At 61.5% G+C, this 16,859-nt stretch carries 14 protein-coding genes and 4 pseudogenes; 14 read left to right on the top strand and 4 right to left on the bottom strand.

The window, feature by feature from the left end:
* The first annotated feature begins 166 nt into the window (after positions 1-166).
* Entirely contained in the window at positions 167-676 is a 510-nt protein-coding gene (locus JNO50_RS10240; protein WP_229804583.1) for an ester cyclase, read from the top strand.
* An 84-nt stretch (positions 677-760) separates the two neighbouring features.
* On the opposite strand, the gene JNO50_RS10235 is transcribed toward JNO50_RS10240, so the two are convergent.
* Together JNO50_RS10235 and JNO50_RS10230 are read right to left on the bottom strand one after the other, a co-directional pair.
* Positions 761-2,245 carry an aldehyde dehydrogenase gene (locus JNO50_RS10235; RefSeq protein WP_189532973.1) on the bottom strand — a complete coding sequence of 495 codons (1,485 nt, stop codon included), beginning with the start codon at positions 2,243-2,245 and terminating at the stop codon, positions 761-763.
* Positions 2,246-2,306: 61 nt separating this feature from the next.
* The gene (locus JNO50_RS10230) at positions 2,307-2,852 is read right to left on the bottom strand and encodes a cupin domain-containing protein (RefSeq protein ID WP_189532971.1); all 546 of its coding nucleotides are present in this window, start codon (positions 2,850-2,852) and stop codon (positions 2,307-2,309) included.
* Positions 2,853-3,070: 218 nt separating this feature from the next.
* Here JNO50_RS10230 and ald point away from each other — a divergent pair, with 218 nt between their 5' ends.
* The 12 genes and pseudogenes from ald (at position 3,071) to JNO50_RS10175 (ending at position 14,565) form a co-directional block, all read left to right on the top strand.
* Entirely contained in the window at positions 3,071-4,195 is a 1,125-nt protein-coding gene (gene ald, locus JNO50_RS10225; protein WP_189532970.1) for an alanine dehydrogenase, read from the top strand.
* Positions 4,196-4,213: 18 nt separating this feature from the next.
* Positions 4,214-4,966 carry a gamma-glutamyl-gamma-aminobutyrate hydrolase family protein gene (locus JNO50_RS10220; protein ID WP_189532967.1) on the top strand — a complete coding sequence of 251 codons (753 nt, stop codon included), beginning with the start codon at positions 4,214-4,216 and terminating at the stop codon, positions 4,964-4,966.
* A gap of 56 nt (positions 4,967-5,022) precedes the next feature.
* Positions 5,023-6,357, top strand: coding sequence for a glutamine synthetase family protein (locus tag JNO50_RS10215; protein ID WP_189532965.1), 1,335 nt, complete (start codon positions 5,023-5,025; stop codon positions 6,355-6,357).
* A 27-nt stretch (positions 6,358-6,384) separates the two neighbouring features.
* Positions 6,385-7,764, top strand: a complete 1,380-nt coding sequence (locus tag JNO50_RS10210) for an aspartate aminotransferase family protein (protein ID WP_189532963.1) — start codon at positions 6,385-6,387, stop codon at positions 7,762-7,764.
* A gap of 158 nt (positions 7,765-7,922) precedes the next feature.
* Positions 7,923-8,783: a flagellar motor stator protein MotA gene (gene motA, locus JNO50_RS10205; protein ID WP_189532961.1), complete on the top strand. Its 861-nt coding sequence runs from the start codon at positions 7,923-7,925 to the stop codon at positions 8,781-8,783.
* Between the two features lie 9 nt (positions 8,784-8,792).
* The gene (motB, locus tag JNO50_RS10200) at positions 8,793-9,692 is read left to right on the top strand and encodes a flagellar motor protein MotB (RefSeq protein ID WP_189532960.1); all 900 of its coding nucleotides are present in this window, start codon (positions 8,793-8,795) and stop codon (positions 9,690-9,692) included.
* Between the two features lie 161 nt (positions 9,693-9,853).
* Positions 9,854-10,435, top strand: coding sequence for a class I SAM-dependent methyltransferase (locus JNO50_RS10195; RefSeq protein ID WP_229804581.1), 582 nt, complete (start codon positions 9,854-9,856; stop codon positions 10,433-10,435).
* Positions 10,422-11,744, top strand: a complete 1,323-nt coding sequence (locus JNO50_RS10190; RefSeq protein WP_189532958.1) for an HDOD domain-containing protein — start codon at positions 10,422-10,424, stop codon at positions 11,742-11,744. Before JNO50_RS10195 ends, JNO50_RS10190 begins: the two co-directional genes overlap by 14 nt.
* Before the next feature lies 1 nt (position 11,745).
* Positions 11,746-12,546: a TrmH family RNA methyltransferase gene (locus tag JNO50_RS10185; RefSeq protein WP_189532956.1), complete on the top strand. Its 801-nt coding sequence runs from the start codon at positions 11,746-11,748 to the stop codon at positions 12,544-12,546.
* A gap of 504 nt (positions 12,547-13,050) precedes the next feature.
* Positions 13,051-13,314 (top strand): annotated as a pseudogene (locus tag JNO50_RS19020) (methyl-accepting chemotaxis protein); the annotation flags it as partial.
* Between the two features lie 9 nt (positions 13,315-13,323).
* A complete protein-coding gene (locus JNO50_RS19015) occupies positions 13,324-13,743 on the top strand; it encodes a CZB domain-containing protein (protein ID WP_373298342.1) in 420 nt (139 codons plus the stop codon).
* 54 nt (positions 13,744-13,797) lie between these two features.
* Positions 13,798-14,565, top strand: a pseudogene (locus JNO50_RS10175) (IS5 family transposase).
* Positions 14,566-14,632: 67 nt separating this feature from the next.
* Here the strand turns inward: JNO50_RS10175 and JNO50_RS10170 are convergent.
* Positions 14,633-15,772 (bottom strand): ShET2/EspL2 family type III secretion system effector toxin, encoded by a 1,140-nt coding sequence (locus tag JNO50_RS10170; RefSeq protein ID WP_189532952.1) that lies wholly within the window; start codon positions 15,770-15,772, stop codon positions 14,633-14,635.
* A gap of 180 nt (positions 15,773-15,952) precedes the next feature.
* A pseudogene (locus tag JNO50_RS10165) lies at positions 15,953-16,441 on the bottom strand (IS1634 family transposase); the annotation flags it as partial.
* Between the two features lie 7 nt (positions 16,442-16,448).
* On the opposite strand from JNO50_RS10165, the pseudogene JNO50_RS19010 reads away from it, so the two are divergent.
* Positions 16,449-16,733: pseudogene (locus tag JNO50_RS19010) on the top strand (transposase); the annotation flags it as partial.
* Positions 16,734-16,859 lie beyond the last annotated feature (126 nt).

Genomic DNA, 16,859 nt, shown 5'->3' with positions numbered 1-16,859 from the left:
CATATCTTTGCCTTTTTGGAAAAGATGCTTGTGTTTTTTTCGGTATTCTCGCTTGGTATGGAACATACGACAATCCTTCGCAGAGCCCCCGGCCTGTGCCGCGGGGTAGTGATCCGATACTTTTCGAGGAGTCGTCATGGTCGCTTTTTCGCGAGTTGTACCCCTTTTGTCATTGATCGCAGTGATCCTTGCCGCGCCCGCCGGGGCCGGTGATATATTGCCGCAGCCCAAATCCCTGGTGATCGATCGCTCCATCCCCGCGGCCAGGCGCGCGTCGATGATGCTGGCGGCGCAGCGCTACTACGCCTTCTGGCACACTGGAGAGTCGCGTTTCGCCAAAGAGGCGCTGTCGGCGAACTTCATGGACCGGGCCTTGCCCGAAGGGCGCCCGCAAGGCGTGGAAGGGCCCCTGTTCGCCTCGAAAATCTTCCGGACCGCCGTGCCCGATCTCGCGGTCGATGTGGAGGAGATGCTGTTGGTCGGGGACCGGGTGGTCGGCAGATTGCGGTTCCGCGGTCATTTTAGCGGGACATTCAACGGGGTGGCGGGCGATGGCCGGGCGATCGATTTCATTGCCACGGATATTTACCGCGTGGCGGATGGACGCATCACCGACAATTGGCACCTGGAAGACAATCTGACCCTGCTCAAGCAGATGGGCATCGTCAAACCGTGACGCCGTGAGCTCGGGGCTGGCGTGGGAAGTTCGCCCGCGCCGTTAAAAGCCCCCGCCAGTCTTTTGTGACGGCGGGGGCACGACTCATAGCCGGATCAGGGTGCTCTTGAGTTCCGTGTATTTCTCCAGCGCGTGCAGCGATTTGTCCCGCCCGTTGCCGGACTGCTTGAAGCCTCCGAACGGGAAGTTCATGTCGCCGCCCTCGTCGTAGCAGTTGACCCAGACGGTGCCGGCGCGCAGGCGTCGCGCCATCCGGTGGGCGGTGGCGAGGTCCGACGTCCACACCGCGGCGGCAAGCCCGTACTCCGTGTCATTGGCGATCCGGATCGCATCATCCGGGGTGTCGAAAGTCAGCACGGACAGCACCGGTCCGAATATTTCCTCGCGGCAGAGACGGGCGGCCGGATCTGGGCAGTCGATGATCGTCGGCTCGATGAACCAGCCGCCGCTGTCGGGCAGGGCTGCCTTGCCGCCTGCAAGGAGGCGGGTGCCGTCCTGTCCCGCCAAGCCTATGTAGGCCATGACCTTGTCGAACTGGACCCCGTCGACGATGGCGCCCATGCGGGTGGCCGGGTCGAGCGGATCGCCCGGCGCCCACTGCCGGGCGGCTTCTTGCAGTTCGGCGAGGAAGACGTCACGGATATCGCGGTGCACCAGCAGGCGGGAGCCGGCGGTGCACATTTCTCCCATGTTGAAGAAAATCGCCGCGGCCGCCGAACGGGCCGCCTTTTTCAGGTCGGGGCAGTCCGGCAGAACGATATTCGGCGACTTGCCGCCAAGCTCCAGCCAGGTCCGCTTGAGGTTGCTTTGCGCGGCGTAGCCGGCAATCAGCTTGCCGACCTGGGTCGAACCGGTGAAGGCGATGCAATCCACGTCATGGTGCAGCGCCAGCGCCTTGCCGGTGGCGCCGCCGCCAGGCAGCACCTGGAATACGCCATCGGGAATGCCGGCCTCGCGGGCGAGGGCCGCGAGCCGGATCGCGCTCAGGGGGGATTTTTCCGATGGCTTGACGATGACCGTGTTGCCGGCCGCCAGCGCCGGCGCGAATTTCCAGCTGGCCATCAGCAAGGGGAAATTCCATGGCACGATCGCGCCGACCACGCCGATCGGTTCGCGCGTGACCAGCCCGACAAGTTTCGGATCGACGGGCGCGACTTCGCCGGGCACTTTGTCGATCGCCTCCGCGTACCAGTCGACGCAATACGCCGCTCCGGGAGCGTCGATCGTGGTCGAGTCGCCGATCGGTTTGCCCATGTCCAGCGTCTCGAGCAGCGCGAGTTCGTCGTTGTGCTCGCGGATCAGCGCGGCGAAGCGCTTGAGAATGCCGGCGCGTTCGCGCGGCGCCATGTGCGGCCACTCGCCATGGTCGAAAGCGCGCCGCGCCGCGGCGACGGCGGCATCCACCTCCGGCAGACCGCATTCGGCGATTCGGCCAAGGCGCGCTCCGGTCGCGGGATTGACGCAATCGAAGACGGCGCCGGTTTCGACGTAGCGACCGTCGATGAAGGCGCGGGTTTCCAGGGTCAGTCGAGCTGCACGTTGCTTCCAGTCCGGTCGTTGATCGGCCATGACGTTCTCCTCTTGTTGGTGTGGTGCGTGCCGGTGTGTCCTGACAACAGAATGCCGTGAATCAGAAAGTTGGCGGTGAACTCGCGCTGACGACTTCGCAAGGTTCGTTGCCGGTGTTGCGAAAACGGTGGGGCAGCCGACTGTCGAAGTAGTAGGCGTCGCCGGGGCCGAGGGTGCGGGTCTCCTGGTCGACGGTCACTTCGACCTGTCCGCGGATAACGACGCCGCCTTCCTGCCCCTCGTGGGTCAGCATGTCCGGACCGGTGTCCGCGCCGGGGGCGTACCACTCTTTGAGAATGGCGATATCGCGCTTTTCGTGTGCAGTGCCGATCAGCAGCAGTTTCATCGTGTCGTTACCCAGATTGGGCAGCTCGTCGGCCTGGTAAAAGACCCGGGCGGGCTGGGGCTCGGCGTCGAACGTAAAAAACTCGGCAAGGGTGATCGGCAAGCCTTCGAGCACTTTTTTCAGGGAGCTGACCGACGGGCTCACCCGGTTCTGTTCGATGAGGGAAATGGTTCCATTGGTGACGCCGGCTCGCTTGGCCAGTTCCCTTTGCGAGAATCCGAACCGCTCGCGAACCATTCTCAACCGTGCTCCAACATCCATGATCAGCTTGTTTCCCCGAGAGTCATGTTAATAATATTAGACGAGAGCAGAATGAACCCGCCAGAGGGCAGGCTCAGCTTGCTGCGATGCAAAATGGATTCTCTTTGCATGCCGGGAATTTTATCGTCAAAATCGTTCGCAAGCACCGGTCGAGTGTAGATTTTTTTAAACGATAGCAACGCATGTTTTCGTGTCGCTGTTTCTGAGGAGAGACAAGCATGTATATCGGCGTACCCAAGGAAATCAAGAATCACGAGTATCGTGTGGGCCTCACTCCCTCCGGAGTCCGGGAGCTGATCGCCCACGGTCACAAGGTTCTGGTGCAAACCCAAGCGGGTTTGTCCATCGGTTTTGCCGACGAGCACTACATCCAGGCCGGAGCCGCTATCGCCTCCCGCGCGGAGGAGGTGTTCGAAAAGAGCGAAATGATCATCAAGGTCAAGGAACCTCAGCCGATCGAATGCCGGATGCTGCGCCCCGGCCAGCTGTTGTTCACGTATCTGCACCTCGCCCCCGACCCCGAGCAAACCCGGTTGCTTGTCGAGTCCGACGCGATCGCCATCGCCTATGAAACCGTCACGGACGAGCGAGGCGGCCTGCCGCTTCTTGCTCCGATGTCGGAAGTCGCCGGCCGGATGGCGATCCAGGCCGGCGCCCATGCCCTGGAAAAGGCCCAGGGCGGGCGCGGCGTGCTGCTCGGCGGGGTGCCGGGCGTGGCCCCCGCGCGCGTGGTGGTGATCGGCGCCGGCGTGGTGGGCCTCAACGCGGCGCGCATGGCGATGGGACTGGGCGCCGATGTCACGTTGCTTGACCGTTCCTTGCCGCGTCTTAAGGAAATCGACATGGTGTTCGGCGGGCAGATCAAGACCCTGATGTCCAATGCCGCGAACATCGACGACATGATCCGCGAGGCCGATCTGGTGGTCGGCGCCGTGCTGATTCCCGGCGCGGCCGCGCCCAAGCTGGTTACCCGCGCCATGCTCAAGCACATGAAAACCGGCGCCGTGCTCGTCGATGTGGCCATCGATCAGGGCGGATGCTTCGAAACCAGCCGCCCCACCACCCACCAGGAGCCGATCTACGAAGTGGACGGCATCGTCCACTACTGTGTCGCGAACATGCCCGGCGGCGTGGCGCGCACCTCCACCATGGCGCTGACCAACGCGACCTTGCCCTATGCGCTGGAAATCGCCGACAAAGGCTGGAAAACCGCGCTGCTGGACAACGCGCACCTGCGCAACGGCCTGAACGTGTGCCGCGGAGCCGTGACGTACCAGGCCGTGGCGCAGGATCTCGGTTATGCGTGGATCGATCCGGTCGAGGCGATCCGGTCCGCCGGTTGAACCAGGGAGCCCAGTGCCATGCGACTTCCTTTCATCGGTGTTCCTTGCGACATCAAAACCGTCGACGACGCGCCGTTTCATGCGGCGGGCGACAAATACATCGCGGCGGCGGCCGGAGGCGCGGGCGGTCTGCCCCTCCTGATTCCCGCTCTGGGCGAGACGCTGGATGTCGATCAGGTGCTGTCCATGGTCGACGGTCTGATGCTGACCGGTTCGGTGTCCAATGTCGAACCCCGGCATTATCTGGGCGCCGCGAGCCGCCCCGGCACGCTGCATGACCCCCTTCGGGACAGCACCACGTTGCGCCTGATCGAACCCGCGCTGGAGCGGGGCATCCCGGTTCTCGGTATCTGCAGGGGGTTTCAGGAGATCAACGTGGCCCTGGGCGGAGAGCTGCATCAGCATGTCCAGGAATTGCCGGGGCATCAGGATCATCGCGAGCCGGATTCGGAAGATCTCGAGGTGGTGTATGGTCCGGCTCATCGCATCGTGTTCGAGAACGGCAGCTGGCTGTCCGGCTGGCTGGGCCGTACTGACGCCTCGGTGAACTCCTTGCATCAGCAGGGCGTGAAGCGGCTGGGGCGGGGGCTGGTCGCCGAGGCGCGGGCGGAGGACGGCCTGATCGAGGCGTTCCGGCTCGATTCCTCCCGGGGGTTCGCCTATGCCGTACAGTGGCATCCCGAGTGGCGTTATTGGGAAAATCCTGTGTCACATGCCATTTTCAAGGCGTTCGGAGAAGCCTGTCGCGCCCGCCAGCGAGCGCGCGCCTGACGCCCGCACATACCCAAGAGCTGTTTTAGCAGCCGGGACAACAAAGGAAACAGAGCATGAATCAAGAAGTGAACGACTGGCTGCGCGAGCAGCGGATCACTGAAGTGGAGTGCATCCTTCCCGACATGACCGGCCTTGCGCGCGGCAAGATCGTGCCCAAGGACAAGTTCGTCCAGGACCCGGAGATGCGGTTGCCGGAAGCCGTGCTGATCCAGACGGTGGCCGGCGACTATCCGGACGACAGCCACCTTGATCTGACCGATCCGGACATGGTGCTGTATCCGGACCCCTCCACGCTGCGTTTCGTTCCCTGGGCGAGCGACCCCACCGCGCAGCTTATCTACGATTGCTACCGGTCCGACGGCACGCCGGTGGATACCGCCCCGCGCAATGTCCTGCGCCGCGTCCTGTCGCTGTACGACGAGCGCGGCTGGCTGCCCGTTGTCGCGCCGGAAATGGAGTTCTACCTGATTTCGCCGAACCCCGATCCGGATGTGCCGCTCGCCCCTCCGGTCGGCCGCACCGGGCGCGCCGAATTCGGCCGCCGCTCCTATTCGATCGACGCGGTCAACGAGTTCGATCCCCTGTTCGAGGATATCTACGACTACTGTCACGCGCAGAATCTCGAGGTGGACACGCTGGTGCACGAAGTCGGCACGGCTCAGATGGAAATCAATTTCCTGCACGGCAATGCCATCGAGCTGGCCGATCAGGTGTTTCTGTTCAAGCGCACAGTGCGCGAAGCGGCGTTCCGCCACAACATGTACGCGACCTTCATGGCCAAGCCCATGGAAAGCGAACCCGGCAGCGCGATGCACATTCACCAGAGCGTGGTGGACAAGCGGACGGGAAACAATGTGTTTTCGCTGGAGGACGGCGCGCCGTCCGAACATTTTTTCCACTTCATTGGCGGACTGCAGCGCTATCTGCCGCAATCCATGCCCTTGTTCGCCCCTTATGTGAATTCCTTCCGCCGCCTGTCGCGCTACACCGCGGCGCCGACCAATGTGGAGTGGGGCTACGACAACCGCACGGTGGGGTTTCGCGTTCCCCATTCCCCGCCGCAGGCGCGGCGCATCGAGAACCGGGTCGCCGGCGTCGATGCCAATCCGTATATCGTGCTCGCGGCGACGCTGGCGTGTGGCTACCTGGGCATGGTGAACCGTATTCCCTGCACGGAACCGCGACAGACGGACGCCTACGAATTGCCCTATCAGTTTCCGCACAGCACCGAAGAGGCGCTGCTCAAGCTGGGGGAGTGCACCGAGATCGCCGATATTCTCGGGCCGCGCTTCGTGAAAATGTATGTCGCCATGAAAGAGAAAGAGTTTTCGGAATACTTCCGCGTGATCAGCCCGTGGGAACGCAAGTTCCTGTTGCTGCACGTGTGAACGGAAAACCCCGAAGAGGAGAGACGTATGAGTCAACAGCGTACCACAGCGGAATGGCGCGCCCTGGATGCCGCCCATCATGTGCACCCTTTCAGCGATGCGCATTCCTTGAACCGGCAGGGTGCCCGCGTCATGACCCGGGCCGACGGCATTTACCTTTGGGATTCGGATGGCAACAAGATTATCGACGGCATGGCCGGGCTCTGGTGTGTCAACATCGGCTACGGCCGGCATGACATGACCGCGGCCGCATCGCGGCAGATGGATGAGTTGCCGTTCTACAATACTTTTTTCAAAACGACCCATCCGGCGGTTGTGGAGCTGTCCGCGCTTCTGGCCAAGGTCGCGCCGGAAGGTTTCAATCATGTGTTTTATACCAACTCGGGTTCCGAATCGGTCGACACGATGATCCGCATGGTGCGGCGTTATTGGGATGTCGCTGGCAAACCCTCCAAAAAAACCCTGATCGGCCGCTGGAACGGCTACCACGGATCGACCATGGGCGGGGCCAGTCTGGGGGGGATGGATTACATGCACGCTCAAGGCGGGTTGCCGATTCCGGACATGGCGCACATCGAGCAGCCGTGGTGGTACAAATTCGGCAAGGATATGAGCCGCGACGAATTCGGGCTCCTGGCCGCCGGCTGGCTGGAGGACCGAATCCTGGAAATCGGCCCGGACAATGTCGCGGCATTTGTCGGCGAACCGATTCAGGGCGCGGGCGGGGTGATCATTCCGCCCGATACCTACTGGCCGGAAATCGAGCGGATTTGCCGCAAATACGATGTGCTGCTGGTGGCCGACGAGGTGATCTGCGGTTTCGGTCGCACTGGCGAGTGGTTCGGCCAGCAGCGCTTCGGGTTCCGGCCGGATATCTTCACGGCGGCCAAGGGGCTGACATCGGGCTATCTGCCGATGGGGGCGGTGTTTCTGAACGAAAAGGTGGCCGAAGGGTTGGCCGCTGGCGGCGATTTCAATCACGGCTTCACGTACTCGGGGCATCCCGTCGCGGCGGCCGTGGCGCGCGCCAACATCCTGGCTCTGCGCGATGAGGGCATCATCGATCGGGTCAGGCACGATACCGGGCCCTATATGCAGGAACGCTGGCGCCAGGTGTTCGGGCAGTTCGACCATGTCGACGACGTGCGTGGCGTGGGCCTGATCCAGGCCTTCACCCTGGTCAAGGACAAGGCGACCCGGACGCTGTTCCCGAACTGGGGTGAAACGGGGCTCATTTGCCGGGATATTTTCTTCCGCAACAACCTGATCATGCGCGCCTGCGCCGATCACATGGTCGCCTCGCCGCCTCTGGTGATGACGCGCGCCCAGATCGACGAGATGCTCGGCGTGGCCGAACGCTGCATGACCGAGTTCGAGGAAACGCTGCTGCGTCGCGGATTGGTATAAAAACCAGTCCGGTGGCATGGACTTCCCGTGGTTGCGTTTTGCCGCGAAATAAGCGAATTTGGTACAATCCAAATTCGCTTTTTTCATGAATAATAAGAAGGCGAGCCGGCATCGCATGGATGCGGGCCCTCTAACAACCATAACTACAGGACCAGGACATGTTTGTCGGGATCGGCTACCTTATTATTCTTGCGTCGGTTTTGGGTGGTTTTGTCATGGCGGGGGGGCATATCGCCGCGCTGCTGCAACCGCTGGAAGTGCTGATGATCGGCGGGGCGGCGGGCGGTGCTTTCGTGGTCGCCAACGGCGGTCCGGCCATGAAGGCCACGCTGAAGACCCTGCCGACGGTCTTCAAGGGATCGCCGTACAACAAGGCGTTCTACATGGAGTTGTTCACGCTGCTGTTCGAGATTCTCTCCAAGGTGCGCAAGGAAGGTCTGATGGCCATCGAGGCGGATGTCGATAATCCCGAGGCGAGTCCGGTCTTCTCCAAATATCCCGCGGTTCTGCACGATCACCATGTGGTGGAGTTCATTTGCGATTACCTGCGCTTGATGGTGGGGGGCAATCTCAATCCCTTCGAGATCGAGAACCTGATGGATGTCGAAATCGAGACCCATCACCATGAGGGCGAAGTGCCGGTCAGCGCGGTCAAGGCCCTGGCGGACGGCATGCCCGCGTTCGGTATCGTCGCCGCGGTGATGGGGGTGGTGCATACGATGGAGTCAGTGGGGCTGCCGCCCGCCGAGCTGGGTATCCTGATCGCCCATGCGCTGGTCGGGACCTTCCTCGGGATTTTGCTCGCCTACGGCTTCGTCGGCCCCCTCGGCACGATTCTCGAGCAACGTCTTGGCGACTCCACCCGTGTCTACCAGACCATCAAGGTGACCATTCTGGCCAGTCTTAACGGCTATGCGCCGCAGGTCGCGGTGGAATTCGGCCGCAAGGTGTTGACTTCGTACGACCGTCCTTCCTTCAAGGAGCTGGAGGAACACGTGAAACAGGCCAAGGCCAAGTAAGGACCCGACATGGCAGACGAATCGCAACGTCCCATCATCGTCAAGCGCATCAAGAAGGGCGGGCACGGCCATCACGGCGGCGCCTGGAAAATCGCCTATGCCGACTTCGTGACGGCGATGATGGCGTTCTTCCTCCTGATGTGGTTGCTCGGCTCGGTGTCGCAAGGTTCACTCAAGGGTATCGCCGAGTATTTCAAGACCCCGCTGAAAGTCGCGATGTCCGGCGGCAGCGGGGCGGGGGACGCCACCTCGGTCATCAAGGGCGGCGGCACCGATCTGACCAAGAACGCGGGGCAGGTCGACAAGCACGCCGATCCGCAGGAGGAGAAGACCCGTCTGCACAAGCTGGAAAAGCAGATCCAGGAAAAGGTGGACAAGAGCGCGGTGCTCAAGGAACACAAGAACCAGCTGCGTTTGGAAATGACGCCCGAGGGACTCAAGATCGAGATTGTCGACGAACAGAACCGGCCCATGTTCGATTCGGGCAGTTCCACCATGTTGTCCTATACGAAGGAACTTCTGCATGCCCTCGCACAGGACCTCAATCAGACGCCGAACCGGCTGTCGATTTCCGGACACACGGATGCCAAGCCATATAGCGCGGGGCAGGCCGGCTATAGCAACTGGGAGCTGTCGGCCGATCGCGCCAACGCGGCGCGGCGCGAACTGATCGGCGGAGGGTTGGGCGAAGGCAAGGTGCTGCGCGTTGTTGGCATGGCGGCATCGATTCCGCTGGTCAGGACCAATGTGTTCGCGCCTGAAAACCGGCGGATCACCATTGTCGTGCTGAACAAGGGCGCCGAGGACACCATATTGAACAATGGCGTGAACCCGCAGATGAATCAGGAAGCGATCGGGCCGATTCCGCCGGCGCCCCAGGCCGCGCCGCATGAAGGGGGCGCAAACTGATCGGCGCGGCTTGGCGGATCGTTCTGATCGAACTTGCCGCCTGCCTCGCCGCCTGGTTCTTTGTCGCGCCGCTCGTTTCGCCGCTGGCGTTCGCCTGCCTGGCCGGATTGTTCGCCGCGGCGGCGGCGGGCGTCCTGCGCGAACGCGCGGGAGTGAGGCTGATGCATGCGCTTTTGCTGCCTTGCTGCGCGCTGGCGCTGTCGGCGGGAGTGCCTCCCTGGGTTTATCTTGTCGCGCTGGGCGTGACGCTGGCCTTCGGTCGAAACGCCGTTTTCGGGCAGGTGCCGCTTTACCGCTCGTCGCCGCGCGTGGCGGAGGTTCTCGCCGAGACGCTGCCTGCTGGCGCCAGGGTGCTGGAAGCCGGCTCGGGTGATGCCCGCCTGGCCATGCGCCTGGCGCGCCTGCGGCCGGATGTGACGGTTGTGGCGAGTGAATCGGCCTGGGGCAGCTTCGGGGTGGGCTGGTGCCGATGGCGTCTGGCCGGGGCTCCGGGCAATGTCGCGCTGACCGCCGCCAGCTTCTGGTCGCTTGACTGGTCGGTGTTCGATGCGGTGTATGTGTTCCTGTCTCCCGCGCCGATGATGCGGGTCTGGGACAAGTTTTCCGGTGAGGCGCAACCTGATGCCCTGCTGGTCAGCAATACGTTTATCGTACCGGGGGTCCCTCCGGACCGGACGTTGCCGTTGGGTGGCCCTTTGCAAAAAGAACTTCTGATGTGGTGCCGTCAACATGGAACTCGATAACTGGATCCAGTCCATCGCCGCCCGGCGCTGGCCGATATTGCCCGATACCCTGGCCGCGCTGCATGACCAGACATCGCGCCACCCGGATCTGATCCGTTTTACCGATCTGGCCAACCTCACGCTTTCCGATCCCCTGTTGCTGTTCGACCTGTTGCGCGTCATTGGCGGCTCCCGCGCGCTGCAGCGCAACGAAAGCGTGCCGTCGATCGAGCAGGCCATGATGCTGATCGGGCTGGAAGGGGTCGTGGCCCGTTTCTCCCGTCTTGTGGCGCTGGATCTCTCCGATGGCCGTTTCTCTCCCGAGGTGCTCGAGGCCGTGGGGATGTGGCTGGCGCGAGGCCGCGTCGCCGCCCTGACCATCAAAGACTGGTTGTCGGCCGAAGGCGACCACAAAGTCGAGGACTGTTTCGTGGCGGCGCTGGTCTATAATCTGCCCGCCTGCTTTTACCTGCTGTACCGCAATGAAGTGCCGGTACGCCCCTTGTTGCAGCAGGTGGCGGATACCTTCGCCACCGACTACCCCAAAGTGCTGGAGCATTTTGTCCGTCAGGTGCCGTTGCCGGTCGGGTTGCAGCAGCTGCTGGGCGGTGGCGCGCCCAATCGGCGCCGGCAGCTGCTCAAGCTTGCCGTAGCCGCCGCCAATGGTCTGGAGCAGGGGCACTGGCGTTCGCAATGGCAGACCGGAGTGGATGCGGCCGCGCGCCTGATGGGCATCCCCGGGGAGGAAGCCTATCACAGTGTCGTGCAGGCCGTGCTTCAGGTGGCTCGGCACTCCCGAGCCCCGGGCTATGCTTTCCCGGTGCGGGAGCTGCTGTTCCTGGAGGGCGAGTACCATCGCATCGCGCCGAGCGCGGCCGCGTCGCTGCCGGTCGGGGCATCGGTGGAGACCGCGCTCAAGGAAGCGGTCCGCCATCTGGCCAATGATCTGAAATTCCAGCGCATTCTGTTCTTGCGCTACGACAGGCCCCGGCATGTGCTGAAATTGCGCTATCAGGTCGGTCTGCCCGAGAGCCACCCCTTGCGCAAGCTTCCCGTCGAACTGGAGCCCGGCTCCTTTTTCGCGCTGCTGACAAGCAAGCCGCAAAGTTTTCATGCGCCGGCGATGGTGCGCGCCAAGCTCGTGCACAAATACCCGGATGCTTTTTTCGATTATCTGGGCGACCAGGAATTCGCCGTGATGACCGTGTTCACAGAAAATACTCTGCACGGTGTGTTTTATGTGGACAATGGCTTGACCGGTCAGCCGATCGGCGATGCCGTGTACATGCGGTTCAAGGAACTGGTGGCGCGAATGACCCATATACTGTGACATGCTGCACGATTACAAAATTCTTTCTTCGACACACAACGATGAAGTCAAGACGCTGCTGCGTCTGATCGAAAGCGCCCGCGAGCGCCGCAAACAATCGGCCATGGTGGTCGAGGGTATCCACCTTCTCGAAACTTGCCTGGAAAAGCGGGTGGTATGCCGCTCGGCCTACCTCAATGCGGCGGCGTTGGATCATCCCCAGGTGGCTTCCCTGGCCGTCCGCCTGCGGGCTGCCGGTGTGGCGCTGGCTGTCCTCTCCGAACCGCTGCTGCAAAAAGCGTCGAGCCTCGCCTCGGCCCCGGAAGTCCTGGCGATCTGCGACCGGCCCCTGCCGGCCGGACCGGTGGAGAATCTCCCCTGTCTCATGCTGGAAGACATTCAGGACCCCGGCAATATGGGAACCCTGTTGCGGGGAGCGGCGGCGTCGGGCGTAAGAACCGTGTTCGCCAGCAAGGGGTGTGTCGACCTGTTCTCGCCCAAAGTGCTGCGCGCGGGGATGGGCGCCCATTTCTCGTTGACGCTTTTCGAAGGGGAGGATCTGGCCGCCCGCCTGGCCGCCTGGAACGGGCCGCGTCTGGTTACGCATCTGGCTGGCGCGACCTCGCTGTACAACACCGATCTGACCGGCGCGGTGGCCTTCGTATTCGGCAACGAGGGTGCCGGCGTATCCGCGCGCCTGCTCGAACTTGCCGATCATCGGGTGAAAATTCCGATGCCCGGGGATGCCGAGTCGCTGAATGTGGCGATGGCGGCGACCGTGTGCCTTTTTGAACGGGTGCGCCAGCTTGAGCAGCATCAATAATCGCCCTGTCTTTTCTTGATGTGAAATGCCTTTGTCTTTCAATATCTCTTTGAAAAATAATTTCTGAATTATTTGCTAGAGAAAGAAAGGGACGGCATGTTCGGATCGGGCAAACGAATTGCGCAGCTGGAAGCGCAGGTTGCGCAACTGGAACTTCAACGGAGTGAATGGCAATCCAGATCGGAAGAGTGGAGGGCCCGAGCCGAAGCTTCCGAACAGGCCAGGGAAGAGGATGCCAGGGTTCATCAGCGGCGCAGCGCCTGCCGGGAGGGCTTGCAGTCGACGCTGGGCGCGACCGAGGCGCTCCGGCAATCCTTCGCAGGAATGTCGACGATGCTGGATCATGAGTTCGAGCATGCCTCCGACGCGGCGGTGGTGATCGTGCGGGCCCGGGAGGCGCTGGATGTCATGATGACGGCGTTCGGGCATGTCACGGAAAACCAGATGAGCACCGCCAGCGCCATGAATGAGCTGGCCGGCAAAACCGTGGAGATCCAGCGTTTTGTCAGTCTGATCCGCGACGTGGCCGATCAAACCAACTTGCTGGCGCTCAATGCCGCCATCGAGGCGGCGCGGGCGGGAGAGCAGGGGCGGGGATTCGCCGTGGTCGCCGACGAAGTCAGAAAGCTCGCCGAGCGCACCGCCCAGGCGACCAGCGAAATCGCCCTGCTGGTGGGGGCCATCGACGAAGCCTCGCAGCGTACGCGCGAGCAGTCCTCCGCGGCGGCCGAAGAGGCGCGGCGTTATCAGGAGCAGTCGGCCGAAACGACCGCCATCATGGCTTCGCTCGGCTCGATCACCGAGAAAATGGCCGGCGTTATTGGCACCTCGGCGCACATGAGTTTCGTTGAAACCGTCAAATTCGACCATATCATCTTCAAACTCCAGGTGTACAAGGCCATGCTGGGTTTCATCGAGCTGGCGCCCGAAGACCTGGTCGATCATCACCAGTGCCGGCTTGGCAAATGGTACTTCGCCGGGCGTGGGCATCAGGAGTGCCAGGGTCATCCGGCGTTTGCCCGCATCGACGCGCCGCACGCCGATGTGCACCGGCTCGCCAGGGAGGCGCTGACAGCCTTCCAGTCCGCCGAATACGAAAAGGCAAGGGATCTGCTGGCCCGACTCGAAACTGCTTCGGATGCCGTGACCGACGCCCTCGAGGCGCTGGAAGCCCAGCCGTGCGGCGCCGCGCGCTAAGACCCGCTAAGAAAACTTCTTGGTGCTGGATGCGTATGCCCATATCTGGCGAAGGTGAAACGGAAAATCGTCAGCCAAAAGCTCTGGAAGTCATTGCAGCCGCGACTCTCTCCGCCATCTCGCTCCCGCCGGGGCGGGTGGCCACGGCTGGATGATTTTGCCGCTCTCAACGGCATCTTGTTTGTCCTCGCCACCTGCATTCCTTGGGAGGACCTTCCGCAAGAGCCGGGTTTCGGCAGCGGGATTGGCAAGCGCTAGGCGTTTGGGACCGCCTACATCTAGCCCTGTTGATACAACTGCGCCAACACGATCACATTGATTGGAGCCGGGCCAGCATTGATGGGGCTGGCGTTGCCAGCCCCGGGGGGGGGGGGCAACCCCACCGACCGAGGAAAATGCGGCAGTAAACGGCACATCATCGTCGATCGCCGAGGTCTACCACTGGCGCTGAGCATTACCGGCGCCAACCGGCTCGACTCCATGGTCTTCGAAACTGTGGTCGATGCCATTTCCGCCGTGTCTGGTTTGCCAGGGCGGCCCAGGCGAAAGCCTTACAAGCGGCATGCTGACAAAGGCTACGACCACCGCCGTTGCCGTGAACACCTGAGCCGGCGAGGAACCGTGATTCGCATTGCCCGTCGCGGAGTGGAAAGCCGTGAGAGACTGGGTCGCCATCGTTGGGCCGTAGAACGCCCCCGTTCTTGGCTTGCTGGCTTCGGGAGGTTGCGCATCCGCTTTGAGCGGCGGTTGGATACGCATTACGCTTTGCTCAAGCTGGCTTTCTCATTGATCTGTCTACGATTTGTCGACAAGTTTTGTTAGCCGCTCTAAACCGCTCGTCGTGCCGAAGGATACGGGAGTGATCGAGGTCACGCCCCCTTCTGATATCTCATATGATACTTTTGGCCCATAGCAGCAAACGACTTGCAGGTAATTTATCCTTCGATTCGCCATAATGTATGGTCACGTGGCGCCGAACATTGGTCATTGGGCTACCCTGTTCGCTGAGCCGAAATGCTAGGCTGTGATCATCCTCAGTCTTAAAGTACTGCCAATAATACTTTAAGAATGGCTGAAGTGACTCCGGAAGATCATTCAATGCATGCACACGAACGCGCATATCTGTCGATGTCACGTTTGGATCGTAAACTCTAATGACATAATCCGATTTCTTGCATTCCAAAATCATCCCTAACGAATGCCCCAGCGAACTCAGTATGTATTTGCGAATGGCATTCCCGGTTTCCTTCATGGCCAAAAATTCATGCTGTAAAAATATATTCAGCCTATTGTTCACAATGAGATGATTTTCCGCTGAGCCATTAATAACTTCGTTATGCATCGCTTCCATACTATAGGGCGCGTGTTTGCGAATTCCTTGTGCGGAAGAGAAGGCTTTCAACTTCTCACGCGGCACACCTGACAAGTAAGCCAGGCTCAGATGCCGGCAATAGATCGGGTCTTTGCGGTTTTCGAAGGTGACGCGACCGTTCAGGTTGATCCTGGCGTCGCCCTTGGTGATGTACGGACGGCTTTTGTCGACAGAGGCGGGTTTGTCCGTTGCCGCTGAGGCAGGCTTGGGAATGCGGTTTTCGTTCGCCAGTCCCAATAACACCAGCGCCTTGATGTGGTCGCGATTGCCCGAGGCCAGCGCGGCCTCGTAGCGGGCCAAGCGCTGGTCGATGCTGGCATTGCCGCCAGCCAGCTCTTGATCCAGTTCCCGCAAGATCATCTGGCGAGAACCGTGTCGTATTGCGTCCTGCAAGGGAGTCAATGCCCGCGGCTCGCCGGCAACGGCTGCCTGGCCTGAACTCCGCACGCCATTTCCCGGCCTCGCCATGACGACCGGCAACGGTCTTGGCGAATTGGCGATCGCAACGGGCGCAGCGGGTCTCTGCGGAATGTGAGAGGCCATTCCGACGCCGGTCACCGTTCCGCCAAGGCGAGTAGTGGAACCGGGACAAGAGCGTCGTTCCCCGGCGGCTATTCTGTTGCCGATGGCATTGGCGATTGTAGTGGCGGTCGGCATGATGCACCTTCTGAATCGTGAACAAGCGCATCATGCCGGTCTGTCGCTCGGGCCGATATCAATTATCGACCCGTGCTCATGCGGAAGGCCGGCCGTCTGGCGAATGGCCCTGTCCCCCCGAGTTCGACGGTTCACGGCGTAAGTAACTGTTTTATATGAACCAGATTTTCAAGGGTGCCCCTATAACAGGGTCAGCGGCTCGTTTTTTGTCGGTTTTGCGATCCCCATGGCGGTTAGAATTCTGGCCTGCACATCCGGAATGGAAGACAGTCCCTCAATGGTTTGGCTACTCGGCAGCGTCGCGCGATGATGTTGAATGCGTTTCAGCAAGGACAAGGTACGCACCGGCGAGAGCCCGCTTTGGCTGGTGTGCAGCCTTTGGCGCATGACCCGGTGCAGAACCAGCGCCAGGAAACAGATCTGCGCGTGCGCGCGGATGCGATCGGGTAGCCGGTGATGGACCGGGCCGATCTCGATTTCCGACTTGAGAACACGGAAGCCGCGCTCGATATCCGCCAGCGATTTATAGCGCTTGATGACCTGCTCCGGCGCCAGGGCGGGAGTGTAGGTCACCAGCAGTAATTTGCCATCCATCAACCGGGCGTGGGCGAGTGCCTGCTCGTCGATACTGTAGCTGAACAGCTCGCTCTTGAGATCCACCTTGATGATGCCAGCGCCGCGGCGAAAGCCTTGCAAGCTGCATGCTGACAAAGGCTACGACTACCGCCGTTGCCGTGAACACCTGAGCCGGGGAGGAACCGTGATTCACATTGCCCGTCGCGGAGTGGAAAGCCGTGAGAGACTGGGGCGCCACCGTTGGGCCGTAGAACGCCCCCATTCTTGGCTTGCTGGCTTCGGGAAGTTGCGCATCCGCTTTTAGCGGCGGTTGGATACGCATTACGCTTTGCTCAAGCTGGCTTTCTCATTGATCTGTCTACGACTTATCGACAAGTTTTGTTAGCCGCTCTGAGCGCGGATCGCGGGTGATGCGACCGGGGCGGATTCCCGGTCGATGTGCCAGTTTCCGGGATTGTCCGACAAAGAATGATGGCAGAACTGAAATATTATTTTAGAATGTCGGGGTATT

Source organism: Paludibacterium paludis, assembly GCF_018802605.1.
Taxonomy (GTDB): Bacteria; Pseudomonadota; Gammaproteobacteria; order Burkholderiales; family Chromobacteriaceae; genus Paludibacterium; species Paludibacterium paludis.
This window is presented reverse-complemented; position numbering and strand designations above follow the sequence as displayed.